The following is a 20,652-nucleotide window of genomic DNA, read 5'->3' as shown; positions in this document are numbered from 1 at the left end:
ATCCGGGACGTCCGTACGCAACGTCAACTGCGCTATGCCGCCGCTCGCGCCGTGCGATCCCGTCGGCGTCGCGGCGAAGCGGGCTGCAAGCATGGCGCTGTCGAAGCGCTTGCGCGCGCAACGGCATGGTGCCGCGCGCAGGCCGACGCATGACGCATATGTATATGTATTAGCTGCCGGTGACGTTCCGATCGACGCCGCGATGCGTGCGACGGGACCAGCATCGTGTCGGCCGCTGAACCATATGCTCTCGCGGTATCGCGACGTTGTGCCGAAGACTGCATTGCGTGGACCCGGCGCGAAGTGATGCCGGCTGCCGTGCGATCCGCGCGCGCATGGCTTCAACCATCTGGCTGCCGACACGCATGTCACTCATGCCCGATACGCGCATGAGCCGTGTGTTCCGCGTCCGTCCCATTCGGCATGAAGCCCCACCCGGTTGCCGGCCCGCCACCGCAATCCGGCCGCTCAATTTGCACACCAGGAAACAACATGCATTGCGCGTCAACCCCGCTTTTCACGACTCGCAGAGAAACAATAAAAAGATTGTGCGCAAAGATAATTCCATTTCGGCCAATTTGAATGATTTACCGATCCGTGAATATCTTGTTACGAATTTCTCCCTGAATTACCGATTTTGGCCGCCACGTGCCGAGTTTGTTACCGCGTCAGGGTCGGAGCACCCGCTGCGCCATACCGGGCGGACCTGCCGTATCGCCCGCACAGCCCCGCCGGACGGGGCTTCCCAGCACGCTGCATAAGGATCGATCAAAAAAATTCAAGCATAAATGGTTTGCGCATCCTTGGCAGGTTGTTTCAGTACGTAACATTAAGTCATTGTCATATTGAGATAAACCCTGAGGATGGTATGCTTCGTGCACAAAAATTCCCACATTGGAGTGAGACCGTGATTTGTGCGCCATTGCCGGGAATGGCGGCACCGTTGAAGGGCGGTGCCGCGCCGGCATGCACAACATTCGGATAAACATAATGTGCAACCGGGCCGCCGCGTCGCGCGATGCGTGACGCGGCGGCGACAATCGCAGCCCCGGCCTGGCTGCGTGGAGAGATCTACTATGTTCTTCGATGAGCTTACCGATGAAGAGTGGTTTCGTCTTTCGACGCTGATTGCCGATGAACCGATCCGGCTGAACCGCCGAGGCCGCCCGCGTGCCGAACCGCGCGTCGTTGCCAACGCGGTCCTGTGGATCCTGACGACGGGCGAGGCATGGTCCAAACTTCCCGGGCGCTATCCGTCCGGGCCGACGTGCCGTCGCCGCTATGAGGAGTGGCTCGCCAACGGCACGCTGCTTCAGATGATCGACGTGCTGACGCAGTTCAGCGGGCGCACGTTCGCCTACGTGCCGCCGCCGCCCGCGCCCGCCGCGCCGGCATCGCGCGCAGAGCCCGTGCAGGACAACGACCGCCTGCGCGGCGTGTTCTGGCAAAACCCCGAATCGTGGCAACTACCGGTTGCGCGCGCAAACGTTTGGGATGGCGAAGGTGCGACGGCGCTGGCCACGATGTCGAGCGACGCCGCCGTCGAATCGGCGCGTGCGTCCGCATCGCCGTTCACCGTGCCGGGCGCACGCCCGGCCGGGCTGCGTCAGGGCCGGCCGTCCTCCGCGAGCTTCGCGTCGGCCGAGCCGCAAGTCGACGAGTATCGCGGCTATACGATCTACGGCAGCGCGCAGCCGGTGCAGAACCTGATGTATCGCGCGTGGGCCGAGATCACGCAGGACGGCCGTCGCGTCGAGCGCTCGGGCCTGATCGGTCCGCGTTTCACCGATGCGGACGAAGCCGAGCAGTACGCGCTCGACTGGGCGCGCCAGTGGATCGATCGCCACGGCGCGAGCGACGAGCCCGTGCACGCACCGCAAGGCGAAGTGCTGGCCGGCCTGTCCGCGCTCGCGCGCGCGGAGTCGGACATCAAGCGCTTCATCGCCGAGCGTCGCGGCGCCGCGCTGGCCGAAGGCCGCAACGATCCCGTGCAGCCCGATCGCCGCGAGTACGCGTACCGCGTGGGTTGATCGCGGTCTTGACGAAAAAGCGGGCGCCGTGTGTCACACGGCGCCCGCTTTTTTTGTGGTCCTCGAGCGCAACGTTGCCTGCCGGGCGCGCCATTGAAGCGAAGCCGCGCGCCCGGCATGCGTTGCTTCATTGGCGTCCGTAGGTATCGTCGAAGCGGACGATGTCGTCCTCGCCGAGATACGCGCCCGACTGGACTTCGATCAGTTCGAGCGGCATCTTGCCGGGGTTCTCGAGCCGGTGCGACACGCCGAGCGGAATGTAGGTCGATTCGTTTTCGGAGAGCAGGAAGGTTTCGTCGCCGCGCGTGATGCGCGCCGTACCGCGCACGACGATCCAGTGCTCGGCGCGGTGATGGTGCATCTGCAGCGACAGCCGCGCGCCCGGCTTCACGACGATGCGCTTGACCTGAAAGCGCTCGCCCATGTCGACCGAGTCGTAGTGGCCCCACGGCCGATGGACCTTGCGATGGTCGGTCGCTTCCGCGCCGCGCTCGGCCTTGATGCGGCCGACGATCTTCTTCACGTCCTGCACGCGCGATTTGTCCGCGACGAGCACCGCGTCGGGCGTCTCGACGACGACCAGATTCTGCGTGCCGACACAGGCGACCAGGCGGCTCTCCGCATGCGCGAACGTCGAGTCGGCGTTCTCGAACAGCACGTGGCCGCGGCCGACGTTGCCGGCGTCGTCCTTCGGCAGGATCTGCCAGATCGCGTCCCACGAGCCGACGTCCGACCAGCCGGCGTCGAGCGGCACGACCACGCTCTCGCACAGCTGCGGCTGGCTCGCGAGCGGCTCCATCACCGCGTAGTCGATCGAGTTCGACGGCGACGCGGCGAACGCGTCGCGATCGACGCGGAAGAAGTCGCCGTCCTGCTTGCCGTTCGCAACCGCCTGCTCGCAGGCCGCATGGATCTCGGGCTCGAGCCGGCGGATCGCGTCGAGCCACACCGACGCGCGCACGATGAAGATCCCGCTGTTCCACCAGTATTCGCCCGATTCGACGTACTGCCGCGCGAGTTCGAGATGCGGCTTCTCGACGAAGCGGTCGAGGCGGCGCACGTCCAGCCCGCCGGTGGCCGCATCGCCGAGCGGCGCGCCGATGCGGATGTAGCCGTAGCCCGTCTCCGCGCGCGCCGGCACGATCCCCATCGTCGCGATCTTGCCTTGCGCCGCGCAATGCACGCCGGCCGCGACGGCCGCATGAAAGCGCGCGCGATCCGCGACCGCGTGGTCGGCGGGCATCACCGTCATCACCGCATCGCCGCCGTCGGCGACGATGCGCAGCGCGGCGAGCGTCAGCGCCGGCGCCGTATCGCGGCCGAGCGGCTCGAGCATGATCGACGCGCGCTTGCCGGTCACGCGCAATTGCTCGGCGGTCGTGAAGCGATGATCCTCGCCGCACACGATCAGCACGTCGTCGTTGACCGGATGCGACGCGGCCAGACCGTCGAGGCGCAGCGCGGTGGATTGCAGCAGCGAATGATCGCCGAGCAGGCCGATCAGCTGCTTCGGATAGTGCTCGCGCGACATCGGCCACAGGCGCGTGCCGGAACCGCCGGCGAGAATCACCGGCTGCACCGCGACGCGCAGTGCGGCGTCGGTTGCGGCGGAACTGGGGGGCGTATCGGCTGCCACTGCTGCCACGGCCGGAGCATTCATGATGACACTCTCCTCGATTAGAGTCAGTGCCCGTTTGTAGCATGAAGTAAATCGACAATAAAACCGGCGGCACTCTGTAATATTCAGCGCCGACGCTTCCGGGAAATTTTTACAGCTACTCGTCAGACGTAAATAAAAAAATAAAAAAATATTTCGCCGATGCGGCCAGCAGCCGCTTCCCGTAAAGCTCCGGGCCGATCCGTAAAGTTCCATGAAATTCCCCTTGGCAGCGCCGATTCGGGAAAAGCTGCCGAATTAATTCGCGAATTGCGCGGCAAGAATTTCCGATTATTTTTCGAAATACTTGTGCGCTTGAGAGTGGATTTTCTTGCCGCTTCAATAGCGTCATGCAACGTTTGAATCGAAAGTGCGGCACGGGTCGTACGAGGAGTGGTTCGGCAAACGCCTGTTCAAAGAGGAAGCTGACATGTTGAGCGTGCTGGCGAGAGTCATCGATATCGCGATGGTCGTGGCAGGAGCGCTGCTCGCCGCCGCGTTGCACGGCGGCAGCATCTGGCTCAACGACCTGCAACGCACGACGGTCCTGTTCGACTGCCTGCTCGTCGTCGTGTTCTTTCCCGCCGCGGGCATCTATCAGTCGTGGCGCGGCAAGCGTCTGGTCGGGCTGATGGTGCGCGTCGCGTTCGCGTGGCTCGTGGTCGAGCTCGCGGGCATCCTGATGAGCTTCAGCTTTCACCAGTCGGGCGAGCTGTCGCGACTGTGGCTCGGCTACTGGGCGCTCGTGACGACCGCGCTGCTCGCCGGCTCGAAGGCCTGCGTGCACGTCGTGCTGCGGCAACTGCGGCGCGGCGGCTACAACCTGAAGGCGGTCGCGATCGTCGGCGGCACGCCGGCCGCGCGGCGGCTGATCGCGCAGATGCGCGCGCGTCCCGAAGCCGGCTTCAACCCGGTGTGCGTGTACGACGAAAGCGGTGCGCCCGGCGAAGTCGCGCTCGACGACGTGCGCATCGAGCGGCAGTTCGAATCGCTCGTGTGGCTGGTGCGCAGCCGCGCGCTCAGCGAGCTGTGGCTCGCGCTGCCGATCACCGAGGAGCGCCGGATTCATCAGATCGTGACCGTGTTTCGCCACGACTTCGTGAACATCCGCTTCATCCCGGACGTGCGCACGCTGTCGTTCTTCAACCAGGAAGTGGTCGAGCTGCTCGGCGTGCCGGCGATCAACCTCGCGGCGTCGCCGATCACCGACGTGCGGATCCTGCCGAAGTTCGTGTTCGACCGGCTGTTCGCGCTGGCAGCGCTGACGATGCTCGCGCCGCTGATGCTGGCGATCGCCTGCCTGATCAAGCTGACGTCGCGCGGGCCGGTGTTCTTCCGCCAGAAGCGCAAGGGCATCGACGGGCACGAGTTCGAGATCTACAAGTTCCGCTCGATGAAGGTGCATCAGGAGACGGCGGGCCAGGTCACGCAGGCGACCAGGAACGACTCGCGCGTGACGCCGGTCGGTCGCTTCCTGCGCCGCACGAGCCTCGACGAGTTGCCGCAGTTCATCAACGTGCTGAAGGGCGAGATGTCGGTCGTCGGCCCGCGGCCGCACGCGCTCGCGCACGACGACATCTACAAGGATCTGGTGAAGGGCTACATGTTCCGCTACCGGATCAAGCCGGGCATCACCGGCTGGGCGCAGATCAACGGCTATCGCGGCGAGACCGACCAGATCGAGAAGATGATGGGCCGGGTGAAGCTCGATCTGTACTACATGCAGAACTGGTCGTTCTGGCTCGACATCAAGATCGTCGTGCTGACGCTCTGGAAAGGCTTCACGGGCAGCAACGCTTACTGACGCCGGGTCCCGCGCAACACCCGGTTCCACGCATTTCGAATCATTGGTCAAGAGGTCCGACACATCATGAATCTGACTATCATCGGCAGCGGTTACGTAGGTCTTGTCACCGGCGCCTGTCTCGCCGACATCGGGCACGACGTGTTCTGCCTCGACGTAGATCAGGCGAAGATCGACATCCTGAACGCCGGCGGCGTGCCGATCCACGAGCCGGGCCTCAAGGAAGTGATCGCGCGCAACCGCTCGGCCGGCCGCCTGCGCTTCTCGACCGACATCGAAGCCGCGGTCGCGCACGGCGACGTGCAGTTCATCGCGGTCGGCACGCCGCCCGACGAGGACGGCTCGGCCGACCTGCAATACGTGCTCGCGGCGGCGCGCAACATCGGCCGCTACATGAAGGGCTTCAAGGTGATCGTCGACAAGTCGACGGTGCCGGTCGGCACCGCCGAGCGCGTGCGCGCGGCCGTCGCCGACGAGCTCGCGAAGCGCGGCGAGGACGGCCAGATGTTCTCGGTCGTGTCGAACCCGGAATTCCTGAAGGAAGGCGCGGCCGTGGACGACTTCACGCGACCCGACCGCATCGTGATCGGCTGCGACGACGACGTGCCGGGCGAGCGCGCGCGCGAGCTGATGAAGAAGCTCTACGCGCCGTTCAACCGCAATCACGAACGCACGCTGTATATGGACGTGCGCTCGGCCGAGTTCACGAAATACGCGGCGAACGCGATGCTCGCGACGCGCATCTCGTTCATGAACGAGCTCGCCAACCTGGCCGACCGCTTCGGCGCCGACATCGAAGCCGTGCGCCGCGGGATCGGCTCCGATCCGCGCATCGGCTATCACTTCCTGTATGCGGGCTGCGGCTACGGCGGCTCATGCTTCCCGAAGGACGTCGAGGCGCTGATCCGCACGGCCGACGAGCACGGCCAGTCGCTGCAGATCCTGAAGGCCGTGTCGTCGGTGAACGCGACGCAAAAGCGCGTGCTCGCGGAGAAGATCGTCGCGCGCTTCGGCGAGGATCTCAGCGGCCGCACGTTCGCGCTCTGGGGCCTCGCATTCAAGCCGAACACCGACGACATGCGCGAGGCGCCGAGCCGCGAGCTGATCGCCGAGCTGCTGTCGCGCGGCGCGCGCATCGCGGCGTACGACCCGGTCGCGCAGCAGGAGGCGCGCCGCGTGCTGGCGCTCGATCTCGCGGATCACCCGAGCTGGCTCGAGCGCCTGACGTTCGTCGACGACGAGGCGCAGGCCGCGCGCGACGCCGATGCGCTCGTGATCGTCACCGAATGGAAGGCGTTCAAGAGCCCCGATTTCGTCACGCTCGGCCGGCTGTGGAAGTCGCCGGTGATCTTCGACGGCCGCAACCTGTACGAGCCGGAGACGATGAGCGAGCAGGGCATCGAATACCACCCGATCGGCCGCCCCGGTTCGCGTCAGGCCGTGGCCGCGCGTGCGCCGGCCGCCGCGCGCGCGAGCGCGTAACGCGCGCGCCGCTACCCGTCACCCGAAGCGACACGCCATGTTCCGGAACATCCTGATCGTCTGTCACGCGAACGTCTGCCGCAGCCCGGCGGCCGAGATGCTGTTCAAGTCGCATGCCGCGTCGCGCGGCGGCCCGCGCCCGACGTTCCATTCCGCGGGCGTGCGTGCGAACGACGGCGACGGCATCGATCCGGTGATGCGGCGCCTGCTCGCCGAGCGCGGCGTCGATGCCACGACGCATCGTTCGCGGCGGCTGTCGCGCCGGATCGTGCGCGACGCCGACCTGATTCTCGTCAGCGAGCGCGGGCAGATCGCGGCCGTCGAGGCCGTCGATCCGTTCGCGCGCGGCAAGGTCCACTTGCTGGGCAAGTGGGAGGACGCCGAGATCGCCGATCCGCATGGCGGCCCCGAGGCCGACTATCGCGAGAGCTACTCATTGATCGAACGTCTGGTTCAAGGATGGCTGCAAAAACTATGCTGAAACGTCCCATGCGCCCGCTGGCGCTCGCCGTCGCGCTGACGACCTTCCTGTCGGCCTGCGCGAGCGCGCCCGGCAACTATCTCGACTCGTCGAACCTGAAGGACGACGGCCGGCAAGGCCAGCCCGAGACCTATCCGGTTCATTACATCGACGCCAAGCTGGTGATGGATCAGTTGCAGAAGCAGCAGGTCGAGCATCCGCTGCCGCCGGGCCGTTACACCGATCCGTCGCAGTACGTGTATTGCGTCGGCCCGCAGGACATCCTCGGCGTCACGGTGTGGGATCACCCGGAGCTGACGACGCCGCAGGGCCAGTCGTTCTCGAGCGGCGGCAACACCACGCAGTCGGTCGCCGGGGCGTTGCAGCAGCCGTATACGTCGGCGCTGCCGGGCCAGGCCGACCCGTACGGCCAGACCGTCGCCGCGGACGGCACGATCTTCTTCCCGTTCGTCGGCCGGATTCGCGTGGCGGGCAAGACGGTCGCGCAGATCCGCGAGCAGATGGCGTCGAGCCTCGCGCGCTACGTGAAGAATCCGCAGCTCGACGTGCGCGTGCTGTCGTTCCGCAGCCAGAAGGTGCAGGTCACCGGCGAGGTGAAGCAGCCGGGGCCGCTCGCGGTGAGCGACGTGCCGCTCACGCTCGTCGACGCGATCTCGCGCTCGGGCGGCTCGACCGCCGAGGCCGACCTGCAGCGCGTGCGCCTCACGCGCGACGGCAAGCTCTACACGCTCGACGCGAACGGCGTGCTCGATCGCGGCGAAGTGAAGCAGAACGTGATGCTGCAACCGGGCGACATCATCAACGTGCCGGACCGCAGCGACAGCCGCGTGTTCATCATGGGCGAGGTGAAGACGCCGGTCACGGTGCCGATGCTCAAGGGTCGCCTGACCATCGCCGACGCGCTGACGGCCGGCGGCGGCATCCTCGACACCGACGCGAACCCGCGCAAGATCTACGTGATGCGCGGCATGCGCGACAACCCGACGAAGCCGGAAGTGTTCCGTCTCGACATGACGCAGCCGGATGCGCTGATGCTGTCGAGCCGCTTCCCGCTGCAGCCGCTCGACGTCGTGTACGTCAGCACGGCCAGCTCGGTGCAGTTCAACCGTGTGCTGCAGCAGGTGCTGCCGACGATCCAGACGATCTTCTACATGCGGCAAATCACGCGCTGATAGCCCGCCGGGGCGGCGTCTGCCCCCCGGCACCACTGAAGCGGGAACGAATGGTGAACACGCAAGCGAAACACTCCCACGCGGACCTGACCGCGAAAACCGACGAAGAGGACGTCGTCCTCGGCCAGTTGCTCCAGGTCATCATGGACGACATCTGGCTGCTGCTCGGCATCGCCGTGACGGTCGTCGCGCTCGCCGGCCTCTACTGCTACGTCGCGAAGCCGGTCTATCAGGCCGACGTGCACGTGCGCGTCGAGGGCAACGACAACACGACGCAGGCGCTCACGCAGACGCAGACGGGTGCGATGATCAACAGCGGTCCGCAGCAGGCGCCGACCGATGCCGAGATCGAGATCATCAAGAGCCGCGGCGTGGTCGCGCCGGTGGTCGAGCAGTTCAAGCTGAACTTCTCGGTCGTGCCGAAGACGCTGCCGCTGCTCGGCAGCCTGGCCGCGCGCATCGCGACGCCGGGCCAGCCGTCGCGCGCGTGGTTCGGGCTGCGCTCGTACGCGTGGGGCGGCGAGGTCGCCGACATCGACACCGTGAACGTGGTGCCGGCGCTCGAAGGCAAGAAGATGACGCTGACGGCCGGCCCCGACGGCACCTACACGCTGGTCGACCCGGACGGCCGCCGGCTGCTCGCGGGCCGCGTCGGCGAAACGGAGCAGGGCGGCGGCGTGACGCTGCTGGTGCAGAAGCTCATCGCGCGTCCGGGCACGCAGTTCACCGTGGTGCGCTACAACGATCTCGACGCGATCACCGGCTTCCAGTCGGGCATCCAGGTGTCCGAGCAGGGCAAGCAGACGGGCGTCGTGCAGATCTCGCTTGAAGGCAAGAACCCCGAGCAGACCGCCGCGATCGCGAACGCGCTCGCGCAGTCGTACCTGAACCAGCACGTGATCGCGAAGCAGGCCGAAGCGACCAAGATGCTCGACTTCCTGAAGGGCGAGGAGCCGCGCCTGAAGGCCGATCTCGAGCGCGCGGAAGCCGCGCTCACCGAGTATCAGCGCACCTCCGGCTCGATCAACGCGAGCGACGAGGCGAAGGTCTACCTCGAAGGCAGCGTGCAGTACGAGCAGCAGATCGCCGCGCAGCGGCTGCAGCTCGCCTCGCTCGCGCAGCGCTTCACCGACTCGCATCCGATGGTGATCGCGGCGAAGCAGCAGCTCGCCGAGCTGCAGGCCGAGAAGGACAAGTTCAGCAACCGCTTCCGCAGCCTGCCCGCGACCGAGGTGAAGGCCGTGCAGCTGCAGCGCGACGCGAAGGTCGCCGAAGACATCTACGTGCTGCTGCTCAACCGCGTGCAGGAGCTGTCGGTGCAGAAGGCCGGCACGGGCGGCAACATCCACCTGGTCGATTCGGCGCTGCGCCCGGGCGATCCGGTCAAGCCGAAGAAGGTGCTGATCCTGTCGGCCGCGGTGTTCCTCGGGCTGATCCTCGGCACCGGCATCGTGTTCCTGCGCCGCAACCTGTTCCAGGGGATCGAGGATCCGGACCGCGTCGAGCGCACCTTCAACCTGCCGCTCTACGGGCTGGTGCCGCAAAGCGCCGAGCAGGTGAAGCTCGACGCGATGGCCGAGAAGAGCGGCGCGCGCGCGCGGCCGATCCTCGCGAGCCTGCGCCCGAAGGATCTGAGCGTCGAAAGCATGCGCAGCCTGCGCACCGCGATGCAGTTCGCGATGCTCGACGCGCAGAGCCGCGTGATCGTGCTGACCGGCCCGACGCCGGGCATCGGCAAGAGCTTCCTGACCGTCAACCTCGCGGTGCTGCTCGCGCATTCGGGCAAGCGCGTGCTGCTGATCGACGCGGACATGCGCCGCGGGATGCTCGACCGCTACTTCGGCCTTACCGTGCAGCCGGGCCTGTCCGAGCTGCTGAGCGACCAGTCGCCGCTCGAGGACGCCGTGCGCGAGACGCCGGTGCAGGGCCTGTCGTTCATTTCGGCCGGCACGCGGCCGCCGAACCCGTCGGAGCTGCTCATGTCGACGCGGCTGCCGCAATACCTCGAAGGGCTCGGCAAGCGCTACGACGTCGTGCTGATCGACTCGCCGCCGGTGCTCGCGGTGACCGACGCGACCATCATCGGCCGCATGGCGGGCGCGACCTTCCTGGTGCTGCGCTCCGGCATGCACACCGAAGGCGAGATCGCCGATGCGATCAAGCGGCTGCGCACGGCGGGCGTCGATCTGGAAGGCGGGATCTTCAACGGCGTGGCGCCGAAGGCGCGCGGCTACGGCCGCGGCTACGCGGCCGTCCACGAATACCTGAGCGCATGACCGCATGGCCCGGCCGACTGGAGAACACCCGATGAAAATTTCTGTGCTCGTTCCGACCTACCGGCGCCCTGCCGACCTCGCGCGCTGCCTGCTCGCGCTGCAGCGGCAGCAGCGGCTGCCCGACGAGGTGATCGTCGTCGCGCGCCCGGAGGACGACGCCACCCACGAGCGCCTCGCCGATCCGGCCGTGGCCGGCACGCTGCCGCTGCGCATCGTGCCGGTCGATGTGCCGGGGCAGGTCGCCGCGCTGAACCAGGGCCTCGATTCGGCGAGCGGCGACATCGTCGCGATCACCGACGACGACGCCGCGCCGCGCGCCGACTGGCTCGCGCGCATCGAAGCCGCGTTCGCGGCCGACCCGCGCGTGGGCGCGGTCGGCGGCCGCGACTGGGTGCACGAGAAGGGCCGCGTGCTCGACGAATCGCGCGAGCGCGTCGGCCAGCTCACGCTGTCCGGCAAGATCGTCGGCAATCACCATCTCGGGGTCGGCGGCGCGCGCGAGGTCGACATGCTGAAGGGCGTCAACATGAGCTATCGCCGCGCGGCGATCGAGCGCCTGCGCTTCGACACGCGCCTGCGCGGCGCCGGCGCACAGGTGCACAACGACATGGCGTTCAGCATGCGCGTGCAGCGCGAAGGCTGGAAGCTCGTCTACGACCCGGCGATCGCCGTCGATCACTTTCCGGCCGAACGCTTCGACGACGACCGGCGCGATGCGGCGTCGCTGAATGCGATCAGCAACGGCGCATACAACCTGCATCTGATCCTGCGCGAGCATCTGCCGCCGCTGCGCCGCGAGCTGGCGTGGTGGTGGTGGACGCTGGTCGGCACGCGCGTCTATCCGGGCCTCGCGCATCTGCTGCTGTCGCTGCATACGGCGCGGCGCGAGCGCGTGCGCGAGCACTGGCGCGCGGTGCGCCGCGGCGCCCGCGAGGCGCGCCGAGCGAACCTTGCCCCCCATCGTGCGGCGATGCCGCCGGTGACGTCTTGAACCGGCCGCGCGCAGCGCGCACGGCCACCCCCGGAGGGCATTCATGACCGCAACGAAAGTTCACGTGCACCTGTTCTACGGCGCCGATCCGCGGACCTACCGCCAAGGCGAGAACATCGGCTGCCTGTACGGCTATCACCACGCGGAGTCCGACGAATTCCGGCTGAGCTATTCGCAGGACCGCCGCGAGAATCGCGTCGCGGGCGTCGCGCGGCGGGCGCTGAAGGCCGCGCTCGGCTTCGACGTCGTGCACGCCTGGCGCAACCGCGGCGCGTTGCTGAACGCCGACGTGATCTGGACGCACACCGAGCAGGAGCACCTCGCGGCCGCGCTGATCCTCAAGCTCGCGGGCGCGCAGGGCAAGCGCCCGCTGCTGCTCGCGCAAAGCGTGTGGCTGTTCGACAAGTGGAGCAGCTTCGGTGCGCCGCGCCGCTGGCTGTACCGCAAGCTGGTCGCGCGCGCCGACGTGCTGACCACGCTCGCGCGCGACAACGCCGAGCTGTGCCGTCGCTATCTCGGGCGCGACGCGACGTTCGTCTATTACGGCCTGAACACGCAGGACTTTCCGCCGATCGAGCCGGTGCAATGGCAGCCGGGCCGGCCGCTGCGGATCGCCGCGATCGGCAACGACCGCGATCGCGACTGGCGCACCTTCCTGGCCGCGTTCGGCGGCGACGCGCGCTACGACGTGCGGCTCGCGACGCGGCGGCGCGTGCCGCGCGAATGGCATGCGCCGAACGTGCAGATCGGCTCCGCGTCGGGGCTCGCGAAGCAGCACGAGCTGTACGCGTGGGCCGACGTGATCGTCGTGCCGCTGCGGCCGAACTTCCATGCGTCGGGCATCACCGTGATGCTCGAGGCGGCGGCGGTCGGCAAGCCGATGATCGTGTCCGACGTGGGCGGGCTGAGCGACTACTTCCCGCACGACACGGCCGCGTACGTGCCGGCGTTCGACGCGCAGGCGATGCGCCAGGCCGCCGATCGCTTCGCCGCCGATCCGTCGGCGGCGCTCGCCTGCGCGCGCGCCGCGGCGGCGTGCCTGCGCGAGCGCAATCTGACCACGCAGGCGTTCGCCGAGCAGCACGTGCGGATCACGCGCGACCTGCTGCGCGGGCGGCGCACGCCCGCGGCGGCGGAGCTGGCGATGCCGCTCGCGGATTCGCAGCCTTCGTCGCGATGAGTACGATCGCCGCCGAACGCGCGCCGTCGCGCAGCCGCAGCTGGTTCGCGGAGCCGAAGCACTGGGCCGGGCAGGCCGCGCTGTGGTCGTTTACCGCCGCGCTGATCGCCGTGCACCAGGGCAAGGTGCTGACGCTCGCGTTCCCGGTGCTCGCCATCGCGGTCGGCGTCTGGCTGTATTTCAAGAGCCCGGCGCGCTATGTCGGCTTCATGTGGTGGGTGTGGTTCCTGAGCCCCGAAGTGCGGCGGCTGGCCGACTGGTCGAAGGGCGCGTTCACGCCGACGAGCCTGATCCAGGTCGCGCCGCTCGCGGTCACGATGATCGCCGGCCTCGGCCTGATCCGGCATTACCGCGTGCTCGCGCAGCGGCGCGGGATTCCGGTGCTGCTGATGCTGTTCGGGCTCGTGTACGCGTATCTGGTCGGCATCGTGTCGAGCGGCGTGATGGCCGCGACCTACGACCTCGCGAACTGGCTGTATCCGATCCTGATCGGCTTTCACATCATGGTCAACGCGCGCAACTATCCCGAGTACCGCGACGTGCTGCTCGCCACCTTCATGTGGGGCATGCTCGTGATGGGCGTGTACGGCGTCGTGCAGTACTTCGTGATGCCGCAGTGGGACGTGCTGTGGATGGTCGGCTCGCAGATGGGCTCGCAGGGCGAGCCGGTGCCGTACGGCGTGCGGGTGTTCAGCACGATGAACTCGTCGGGGCCGTTCGCGTTCGCGATGATGGGCGCGCTCGTGTTCGTGCTGGTCGCGCCGCAGCGGATTCGCTGGGTCGCCGGCGCGGCCGGCTTCGTGTCGTTCGCGCTGTGCCTGGTGCGCTCGACGTGGGGCGGCTGGGTGATCGCGCTCGCGATCCAGCTCGTGCAGTCGAGCAATCGCGTGCGGATGCGCATCCTGATCAGCGGCGTCGTGCTGGTCGGGCTGTGCGTGCCGCTGCTGACCGTCGGGCCGGTGGCCGACCGGCTGGGTCAGCGTCTGGAATCGATCACGAACCTGAAGGACGACCGCAGCTACGACGACCGCAACAAGTTCTACGCGACCTTCGCGCAGACGGCGTTCACCGACGTCGCCGGCGAAGGGATGGGCGCGACCGGCGCCTCGACGAAGCTGTCGAGCGACAGCGGCGAGCTCGGCAAGTACGGCAGCTTCGACAGCGGCGTGATGAACGTGCCGTTCGTGCTCGGCTGGCCCGGCACGCTGCTGTATCTCGCCGGCGTGGTGATGCTGTTCGGCCGCACGTTGCGCGCCGCGTTCAAGCTGCGCAAGGACAAGTTCGTCGGCGCGTGCCTGAGCCTGTGTCTGTCGACGTTCGCGATGCTGGTCTTCACGAACTCGCTGATCGGCACGGGTGGGCTGCTGATGTACACGGCCATTTTTTCCATACTATCCGCGGCGCACTGGCAGAAGGCGCAGCGCCTGCTGGCCGCCGCGCGTTCACGGGGAGGCGACCATTGAGAATCGCGATCGTCACGCATGTCGTGCGTCATAACGACGGGCAGGGCCGCGTCAATTACGAAATCGCGCGCGCCGCGCTGGCCGAGGGCTACGAGGTCACGCTGGTCGCGTCGCACGTCGCGCCCGAGCTGCTGGCCGAACCGCGCGTGCGCTGGGTGCCGGTGAAGGCCGGGCGCTGGTGGCCGTCGAATCTCGTCAAGCAGCAGGTGTTCGCGCTCAAGAGCGCGTGGTGGCTGCGCACGCATCGCGCCGAGTACGACGTGCTGCACGTGAACGGCTTCATCTCGTGGGTCCGCGCGGACGTGAACACCGCGCACTTCGTGCACGGCGGCTGGTTCAAGAGCCCGTACTACCCGTTCGGGCTGACCAAGGGGCTGTGGTCCGCGTACCAGTACGTCTATACGCGCGTGAACACGGCGCTCGAGCGCTGGGCATACCGGCGCTCGCGCGCGATCACGGCCGTGTCGCAGAAGGTGGCCGACGAGATCGCCGGGCTCGGCATCGACAGCCGCAAGATCAGCGTGATCTACAACGGCGTCGACGCCGGCGCGTTCGCGCACGCGCAGGCCGACCGCGCGGCCTTCAAGCTGCCGGACGACGCGTTCCTGCTGCTGTTCGTCGGCGACCTGCGCACGCCGCGCAAGAACCTCGGCACCGTGCTGAAGGCGCTGACGCAACTGCCGGCGAACGTGCATCTGGCGGTGGCCGGCTATCTGCCGGGCAGTCCGTATCCGGACGAGGCGCGCGCGCTCGGCATCGACGCGCGCGTGCATTTCCTCGGGCTGGTGAAGAACATGCCGACGCTGATGCGCTCGGTCGACGCGTACGTGTTCCCGTCGCGCTACGAAGCGATGAGCCTGTCGCTGCTCGAGGCGATGGCGGCCGGGCTGCCGGTCGTCACCGCGCGCACCGCCGGCGGCGCGGAGATCATCACGCGCGACTGCGGGATCGTGCTGGAGGACCCGGACGATCCGGCCGCGCTCGCGCAGGCGATCGGCTCGCTCGCCGCGTCGCGCGAGACCTGCCGCGCGATGGGTGAAGCCGCGCGCGAACTGATGACGCGCTTCGGCTGGGCGCACATGGGCGCGCAGTACGTCGCGCTGTACCGGCGCATCGGCGAACCGTCGCAGCCGGTCGCGTTCGAGCGCGCCGACGATGCGCTCACGCAGGAGCAATCGTGTTGACGTGTTCCGCCGCCTGACCGCGGCGCATTCCCACAGCTGATCGCGCGATCCGGCGCACGCATGCGTGCGGCGGACCTGGCGAGTTTCTCGGAGCAACTGATGAATCAATCTTCCCGGCCGATCAAATCGTTGCAGATCGGCATGCACTGGTTCCCCGAACGTGCGGGCGGCCTCGACCGGATGTACTACTCGCTCGTCGGCGCGCTGCCCGGTGCGGGCGTCGAGGTGCGCGGGCTGGTGGCCGGCTCGCCGAAGGTCGCCAACGACACGGGCGGCGCGATCCAGGGCTTCGGGCCCGCATCGCAGCCGCTCGCGCGCCGCATGCTCGCCGCGCGCCGCGCGTTGCGCGACGAAATCCGCAGCGCGCGGCCCGACGTGATCTCGTCGCACTTCGCCCTCTATACGTTCCCGGGCCTCGACGTCACGCGGGGGATTCCGCAGGTGTCGCACTTCCAGGGGCCGTGGGCCGACGAAAGTCAGGTAGAGGGCGCCGCGTCGCTGGGACAGCGAGCGAAGCGCTATCTCGAACAGGCCGTCTACGTGCGCTCGTCGCGCCTGATCGTGCTGTCGCAGGCGTTCGGCCAGATCCTGACGAACCGCTACGGCATCGATCCGTCGCGCGTGCGCGTGATTCCCGGCTGCGTCGACACCGCGCAGTTCGACACGCCGCTCACGCCGGCCGATGCGCGCCACAAGCTGCAATTGCCGCAGGACCGCCCGATCGTGCTGGCGGTGCGGCGGCTCGTGCGGCGCATGGGGCTGGAAGACCTGATCGACGCGATCGGCATCGTCAAGCGCCGTCATCCCGACGTGCTGCTGCTGATCGCCGGCAAGGGCAAGATCGGCGAGGAGCTGCAGCAGCGCATCGACGCCGCGGGGCTTCAGGACAACGTCAAACTGCTCGGGTTCGTGCCGGACAACCATCTCGCGGCGCTGTACCGCGCGGCGACGGTCAGCGTCGTGCCGACGGTCGCGCTCGAAGGCTTCGGGCTGATCACCGTCGAATCGCTGGCGTCCGGCACGCCGGTGCTGGTGACGCCGGTCGGCGGGCTGCCGGAGGCCGTCGCGGGGCTGTCGAGCGACCTCGTGCTGCCGTCGACCGGCGCCGACGCGATCGCGGAAGGGATCGGCGGCGCGCTGTCGGGCGCGATCGCGCTGCCCGACGAAGTCGCATGCAAGCGCTATGCGCGCGAGCACTTCGACAATGCGGTGATCGCGCGGCGCGTCGCCGGCGTCTATGAAGAGGCGATCCGCGCGGCCAGCTGAGCGCGCGACGCGTGACGCGTGACGCACCGCGACCGGCGCGCAGGGCGACCTCGCGCCGGGGCACGGACCGGCTCGCCCGACTTCGGCGAGCCGTTTTTTTCGTTCGTTGCATGGCCGCCGCGCGGGCGGCGCGACGTGTTCGGCGTGTGCTATCGGCGCTCGAGCGTCGCGGCCCATACGCACGACGCGGCCACGCTGACCGCCGCGCCGAGTGCGCAGACGCCGAGCCAGCCCGCGTGCGCATATGCGATCGTCGAGGCGATCGCGCCGAGCCCGCTGCCCGCCGAATAGAACAGCATGTAGCAGCCGACCACGCGCGCGTGCGCATCGGGCCGCGCGCCGAGGATCATGCTCTGGTTCACGACGTGGACGGCCTGCCCGCCGACGTCGAGCAGCACGATGCCGACGACCAGCCACGCGATCGACGTGCCCGCGAACGCGAGCGGCAGCCACGCGCACGCGAGCAGCAGCAGCGCGGCGCCCGTCGTCGCCTCGCCGCGCCCGCGATCGGCGAGCCGGCCCGCGCGTGCGGCCGCAGCGGCGCCGAGCGCGCCCACCAGCCCGAAGGCGCCGATCTGCGTATGCGACATCGGCTCCGGTCCCGCGCTGAGCGGCAACACCAGCGCGCTCCAGAAGATGCTGAACGCGGCGAACATCAGCAGCGCGATCGCGCCGCGCACGCGCAGCACGCGCTCGGTGCGCAGCAGCGTGACCATCGAGCCGAGCAGCGCCGCATAGCCGATCCGCTCGCGCGGCGCGTCGATGGCCGGCAACAGGCGGGCGAGCGCCGCGAGCATCGCGAGCGCGGCCGCGCCCGACACCAGATACACCGCGCGCCAGCCGGCGAGGTCCGTCACCACACCCGCGAGCGAGCGTGCGGCGAGCAGGCCGATCACGACGCCGCCCTGCGCCGCGCCGACCACGCGGCCGCGCTCGCCGGGCGCCGCGAGCGCGGCCGCGCATGCGATCAGTCCTTGCGTCATCGCGGTGCCGAGCAGGCCGAGCGCGACCATGCCGGCCAGCAACGCGATGCGTGTCGACGCCGTGGCCACGCACGTGCATGCCGCCGCCAGCAGGACGAGTTGCACGGCGATCAGGCGCTTGCGGTTCAGCAGATCGCCGAGCGGCACGACGAACAGCAGCGCGAGCGCGCAGCCGAGCTGCGTCGCGGTGATGACGCCGCCGATCGCGGCCGGCGCGACGCGGAACTCGCGCGCGATCGAATCGAGCAGCGGTTGCGCGTAGTACACGTTCGCGACGCTCGCCGCGCAGCAGACCGCGAGCAACGCGACGGTCGCGGTCGGCACGCGGGCCTGGTTCGCGGCGAGCGGCGGCGCAGCCGACGCGGCCAGGTCGGAACAGCAGGACGATTCCATCGACGTTCTCATGAAAGTAGTTGCAAATAGAAACGTGTTGGAGTGTAGGAAGACAAGTTTTAAAATGCAACCGAAAAGGCGTCGGGCGACAGGCCCGCGCATCGAGAGCGGCCCACGTGGCCGAAAGGAAAGCGGAGAGCAATATGGCCAGACAGAGAAGTCTTGCGGATTCGCCGTGCCCGGTGGCGCGCGCGACCGATATCGTCGGCGATCGCTGGGCGTTGCTGATCGTGCGCGACGCGTTCGACGGCGTGCGGCGGTTCGGCGATTTCCGTGCGAGCCTCGGCGTCGCGAGCAACATCCTGTCCGACCGGCTCAGGATGCTGGTGGACGCCGGCGTGTTCGAAGTCGTGCCCGCATCGGACGGCAGCGCATATCAGGAGTACGCGTTGACGAAGAAGGGCGAGGGGCTGTTCCCCGTCATCGTGATGTTGCGGCAGTGGGGCGAGGCGAATCTGTTCGAGCGTGGCGAGCCGCGTTCGGTGCTGATCGATCGCAACACCGGCCGCGCGCTGCGCAAGATCGCGTTGCGGCACGACGACGGGCGCGCGGTGAAGGCGGCGGAAACGTTCGTGCGCAAGGTCGTCGACGATTCGAACGGGCCGCGCTGACGCGCGGCTGCGCATCGCGCAATCGCGGTTGGCGTCTGCGATCGGCCGGCTCGTCGTGCGCCGACGATGGACCTGCCGATCAGTCCGCGGCCGACACCGGCCGACGTGCGGCCGCCGCGTCACGATGTGGGTCGCGATGCGCGTCGCGCCGCACCAGCGTCGCGAGCAACGCGGCGGCGATCAGCAGCGCTACCGACACGGCGGTTTCGACGCGCAGGCCGTGGACGGTCTGCGCTGCGCCGCCCGCGCCGGTGAGCGCGCCGAAGGCGGCGACGCCCATCGCGCCGCCCGCCTGACGCGCGGTGTTCAACACGGCCGACGCGATGCCCGCGCGCGCGGGCTCGACCGACGCGAGCACGGCCGTCGTCATCGCCGGCACCGCGAAGCCCATGCCGGCCGGGATCAGCAGGAACGGCACGAGCAGCAGCGGCAGCGGCGTCTGGGCGTCGACGAAATGCAGCGATCCGTAGCCGACGGCCGCGACCAGCGCACCGGCCAACATCGGCATGCGCGGGCCGTCATGCGCGACCGCGCGGCCGCTCGCCAGATTCGACAGCAGGAAGCCGCCCGTCAGCGGCAGGAACGCGAGGCCCGCCTGCAGCGCCGTTTCGCCGCGCACGCGCTGCAGATACAGCGCGAGCACGAACACGGTGCCGTAATAGGTGAGGTTCACGCAGACGCCGAACAGCACGGCCGCGCTGAACGTGCGGCGACGGAACAGCGACAGCGGCAGCATCGGCGCCGTGCTGCGCGCCTCGACCGCGACGAACGCGAGCGCGGCGAGTGCCGCCACCGCGAAGCCGCCCGCGACGACCGGATGCACGAAGCCGAGCGGCCGCCATTCGATCACGGCGGCGGTCAGCGCGGTGAGCATCGCGATCGCGATCAGTTGGCCGCGTACGTCGAGCAGGCGCGCGGCGGCCGGCGGCGGCGCCGCATCGGCGCGCCGCGCGGGCACCCACGCGAACGTGGCCGCGAGCCCCGCCGCGCACAGCGGCAGATTCACGAGGAAGATGCCGCGCCAGCCCCAGGCGGCGATCAGCAGCCCGCCCACCACCGGGCCGGCGGCGATCGAGATCGATCCCGCGGCCGTCCATGCACCGACGGCGCGCGCGCGTAGCCGCGGGTCGTGCCGGCACGCGTCGTTGAGCAAGGCGAGCGAATTCGGCAGCATTGCCGCCGCGCCGATGCCCTGCGCCGCGCGGGCGGCGATCAGCATCGCGGGCGAGACGGCAGCGCCGCACGCGAGCGACGCGACCGAGAACAGCACGAGGCCTGCGACGTACAGGCGGCGCGCGCCGAAGCGGTCGCCGAGCGCGCCGCCCGTCAGCATCAGCACCGCGAAGGCGAGCGTGTACGCATCGACGACCCACTGCAGCGCGGCGACCGGCAGGTGCAGATCGCCGGCGAGATGCGCGAGCGCGATGTTGACGATCGTGACGTCGAGCTGCGTGACGACGAAGCCGACGCTGACGGTCGCCACGACGCGTGCGAGCGCGGGCGGCAGGGCGGGGGAGCGTGACGTGTCCATGCGCGTATCGTAGGACGCGCCGGGTGCGGGATGTTTCGGCCTGCGGTGAAGTATCGATGTTGCTGAGGATGGGGATGCGAGGCGGGTGGCCGCGCGATGCGACGGCTTGACGGCAGCGCGTGTGCCCGATGCCACCGCCGATGAGGAC

General features: G+C 68.7%; 17 protein-coding genes. 13 read left to right on the top strand and 4 right to left on the bottom strand.

Annotated features, from left to right (window positions below; genetic code table 11):
• The first annotated feature begins 335 nt into the window (after window positions 1–335).
• A complete protein-coding gene (locus AK36_RS32695) occupies window positions 336–761 on the top strand; it encodes a hypothetical protein (RefSeq protein WP_124260008.1) in 426 nt (141 codons plus the stop codon).
• A 315-nt stretch (window positions 762–1,076) separates the two neighbouring features.
• Window positions 1,077–2,030, top strand: coding sequence for a transposase (locus AK36_RS07560; RefSeq protein ID WP_045578194.1), 954 nt, complete (start codon window positions 1,077–1,079; stop codon window positions 2,028–2,030).
• Window positions 2,031–2,157: 127 nt separating this feature from the next.
• Here the strand turns inward: AK36_RS07560 and AK36_RS07555 are convergent, their stop codons facing one another.
• On the bottom strand, window positions 2,158–3,690 hold the full coding sequence (locus AK36_RS07555) for a mannose-1-phosphate guanylyltransferase/mannose-6-phosphate isomerase (RefSeq protein WP_045578193.1): 1,533 nt from the start codon (window positions 3,688–3,690) through the stop codon (window positions 2,158–2,160).
• A gap of 122 nt (window positions 3,691–3,812) precedes the next feature.
• Window positions 3,813–4,043, bottom strand: coding sequence for a hypothetical protein (locus tag AK36_RS33810; RefSeq protein ID WP_162486632.1), 231 nt, complete (start codon window positions 4,041–4,043; stop codon window positions 3,813–3,815).
• 74 nt (window positions 4,044–4,117) lie between these two features.
• Between AK36_RS33810 and AK36_RS07550 the strand changes: the two genes are divergently transcribed.
• From AK36_RS07550 to AK36_RS07505, 10 genes are all read left to right on the top strand, one after another.
• Window positions 4,118–5,491, top strand: coding sequence for an undecaprenyl-phosphate glucose phosphotransferase (locus AK36_RS07550; protein ID WP_014724613.1), 1,374 nt, complete (start codon window positions 4,118–4,120; stop codon window positions 5,489–5,491).
• Window positions 5,492–5,557: 66 nt separating this feature from the next.
• Window positions 5,558–6,973, top strand: a complete 1,416-nt coding sequence (locus AK36_RS07545) for a UDP-glucose dehydrogenase family protein (protein ID WP_011881534.1) — start codon at window positions 5,558–5,560, stop codon at window positions 6,971–6,973.
• 37 nt (window positions 6,974–7,010) lie between these two features.
• Entirely contained in the window at window positions 7,011–7,454 is a 444-nt protein-coding gene (locus tag AK36_RS07540; RefSeq protein ID WP_011881535.1) for a low molecular weight protein-tyrosine-phosphatase, read from the top strand.
• Window positions 7,448–8,626, top strand: a complete 1,179-nt coding sequence (locus AK36_RS07535) for a polysaccharide biosynthesis/export family protein (RefSeq protein WP_045578192.1) — start codon at window positions 7,448–7,450, stop codon at window positions 8,624–8,626. Before AK36_RS07540 ends, AK36_RS07535 begins: the two co-directional genes overlap by 7 nt.
• A 50-nt stretch (window positions 8,627–8,676) precedes the next feature.
• The gene (locus AK36_RS07530) at window positions 8,677–10,902 is read left to right on the top strand and encodes a polysaccharide biosynthesis tyrosine autokinase (RefSeq protein ID WP_011881537.1); all 2,226 of its coding nucleotides are present in this window, start codon (window positions 8,677–8,679) and stop codon (window positions 10,900–10,902) included.
• Between the two features lie 31 nt (window positions 10,903–10,933).
• The gene (locus tag AK36_RS07525) at window positions 10,934–11,893 is read left to right on the top strand and encodes a glycosyltransferase family 2 protein (protein ID WP_045578191.1); all 960 of its coding nucleotides are present in this window, start codon (window positions 10,934–10,936) and stop codon (window positions 11,891–11,893) included.
• A gap of 43 nt (window positions 11,894–11,936) precedes the next feature.
• Window positions 11,937–13,073, top strand: coding sequence for a glycosyltransferase family 4 protein (locus tag AK36_RS07520; RefSeq protein ID WP_045578190.1), 1,137 nt, complete (start codon window positions 11,937–11,939; stop codon window positions 13,071–13,073).
• Window positions 13,070–14,536 carry a glucose-6-phosphate isomerase gene (locus AK36_RS07515; protein WP_011881540.1) on the top strand — a complete coding sequence of 489 codons (1,467 nt, stop codon included), beginning with the start codon at window positions 13,070–13,072 and terminating at the stop codon, window positions 14,534–14,536. Before AK36_RS07520 ends, AK36_RS07515 begins: the two co-directional genes overlap by 4 nt.
• Entirely contained in the window at window positions 14,533–15,720 is a 1,188-nt protein-coding gene (locus tag AK36_RS07510) for a glycosyltransferase family 4 protein (protein ID WP_014724616.1), read from the top strand. The genes AK36_RS07515 and AK36_RS07510 overlap by 4 nt, the downstream gene beginning before the upstream one ends.
• 99 nt (window positions 15,721–15,819) lie before the next feature.
• Window positions 15,820–16,986, top strand: a complete 1,167-nt coding sequence (locus AK36_RS07505; RefSeq protein ID WP_011881542.1) for a glycosyltransferase family 4 protein — start codon at window positions 15,820–15,822, stop codon at window positions 16,984–16,986.
• A gap of 149 nt (window positions 16,987–17,135) precedes the next feature.
• Here the strand turns inward: AK36_RS07505 and AK36_RS07500 are convergent, their stop codons facing one another.
• Window positions 17,136–18,362, bottom strand: a complete 1,227-nt coding sequence (locus AK36_RS07500; protein WP_011881543.1) for an MFS transporter — start codon at window positions 18,360–18,362, stop codon at window positions 17,136–17,138.
• 143 nt (window positions 18,363–18,505) lie between these two features.
• Between AK36_RS07500 and AK36_RS07495 the strand changes: the two genes are divergently transcribed.
• Window positions 18,506–18,973 (top strand): winged helix-turn-helix transcriptional regulator, encoded by a 468-nt coding sequence (locus AK36_RS07495; protein WP_011881544.1) that lies wholly within the window; start codon window positions 18,506–18,508, stop codon window positions 18,971–18,973.
• Between the two features lie 79 nt (window positions 18,974–19,052).
• On the opposite strand, the gene AK36_RS07490 is transcribed toward AK36_RS07495, so the two are convergent.
• Window positions 19,053–20,504: an MFS transporter gene (locus AK36_RS07490; protein WP_011881545.1), complete on the bottom strand. Its 1,452-nt coding sequence runs from the start codon at window positions 20,502–20,504 to the stop codon at window positions 19,053–19,055.
• Window positions 20,505–20,652 lie beyond the last annotated feature (148 nt).

The organism is Burkholderia vietnamiensis LMG 10929 (assembly GCF_000959445.1).
GTDB classification, from domain to species: domain Bacteria; phylum Pseudomonadota; class Gammaproteobacteria; order Burkholderiales; family Burkholderiaceae; genus Burkholderia; species Burkholderia vietnamiensis.
Note: the sequence above shows the minus strand (reverse complement) of the source record. Positions and strands in the feature narration are given on the sequence as shown.

What these genes read in the sequence shown, in the direction of transcription:
- AK36_RS07500 (WP_011881543.1), bottom strand. Translation starts at nt 18,362, where the DNA reads ATGGAATCGTCCTGCTGTTCCGACCTGGCCGCGTCGGCTGCGCCGCCG.
- AK36_RS07505 (WP_011881542.1), top strand. Translation starts at nt 15,820, where the DNA reads ATGAATCAATCTTCCCGGCCGATCAAATCGTTGCAGATCGGCATGCAC.
- AK36_RS07545 (WP_011881534.1), top strand. Translation starts at nt 5,558, where the DNA reads ATGAATCTGACTATCATCGGCAGCGGTTACGTAGGTCTTGTCACCGGC.
- AK36_RS07555 (WP_045578193.1), bottom strand. Translation starts at nt 3,690, where the DNA reads ATGAATGCTCCGGCCGTGGCAGCAGTGGCAGCCGATACGCCCCCCAGT.
- AK36_RS07520 (WP_045578190.1), top strand. Translation starts at nt 11,937, where the DNA reads ATGACCGCAACGAAAGTTCACGTGCACCTGTTCTACGGCGCCGATCCG.
- AK36_RS07525 (WP_045578191.1), top strand. Translation starts at nt 10,934, where the DNA reads ATGAAAATTTCTGTGCTCGTTCCGACCTACCGGCGCCCTGCCGACCTC.
- AK36_RS07515 (WP_011881540.1), top strand. Translation starts at nt 13,070, where the DNA reads ATGAGTACGATCGCCGCCGAACGCGCGCCGTCGCGCAGCCGCAGCTGG.
- AK36_RS07530 (WP_011881537.1), top strand. Translation starts at nt 8,677, where the DNA reads ATGGTGAACACGCAAGCGAAACACTCCCACGCGGACCTGACCGCGAAA.
- AK36_RS07495 (WP_011881544.1), top strand. Translation starts at nt 18,506, where the DNA reads ATGGCCAGACAGAGAAGTCTTGCGGATTCGCCGTGCCCGGTGGCGCGC.
- AK36_RS07560 (WP_045578194.1), top strand. Translation starts at nt 1,077, where the DNA reads ATGTTCTTCGATGAGCTTACCGATGAAGAGTGGTTTCGTCTTTCGACG.
- AK36_RS07535 (WP_045578192.1), top strand. Translation starts at nt 7,448, where the DNA reads ATGCTGAAACGTCCCATGCGCCCGCTGGCGCTCGCCGTCGCGCTGACG.
- AK36_RS07540 (WP_011881535.1), top strand. Translation starts at nt 7,011, where the DNA reads ATGTTCCGGAACATCCTGATCGTCTGTCACGCGAACGTCTGCCGCAGC.
- AK36_RS07490 (WP_011881545.1), bottom strand. Translation starts at nt 20,504, where the DNA reads ATGGACACGTCACGCTCCCCCGCCCTGCCGCCCGCGCTCGCACGCGTC.
- AK36_RS07550 (WP_014724613.1), top strand. Translation starts at nt 4,118, where the DNA reads ATGTTGAGCGTGCTGGCGAGAGTCATCGATATCGCGATGGTCGTGGCA.
- AK36_RS32695 (WP_124260008.1), top strand. Translation starts at nt 336, where the DNA reads ATGGCTTCAACCATCTGGCTGCCGACACGCATGTCACTCATGCCCGAT.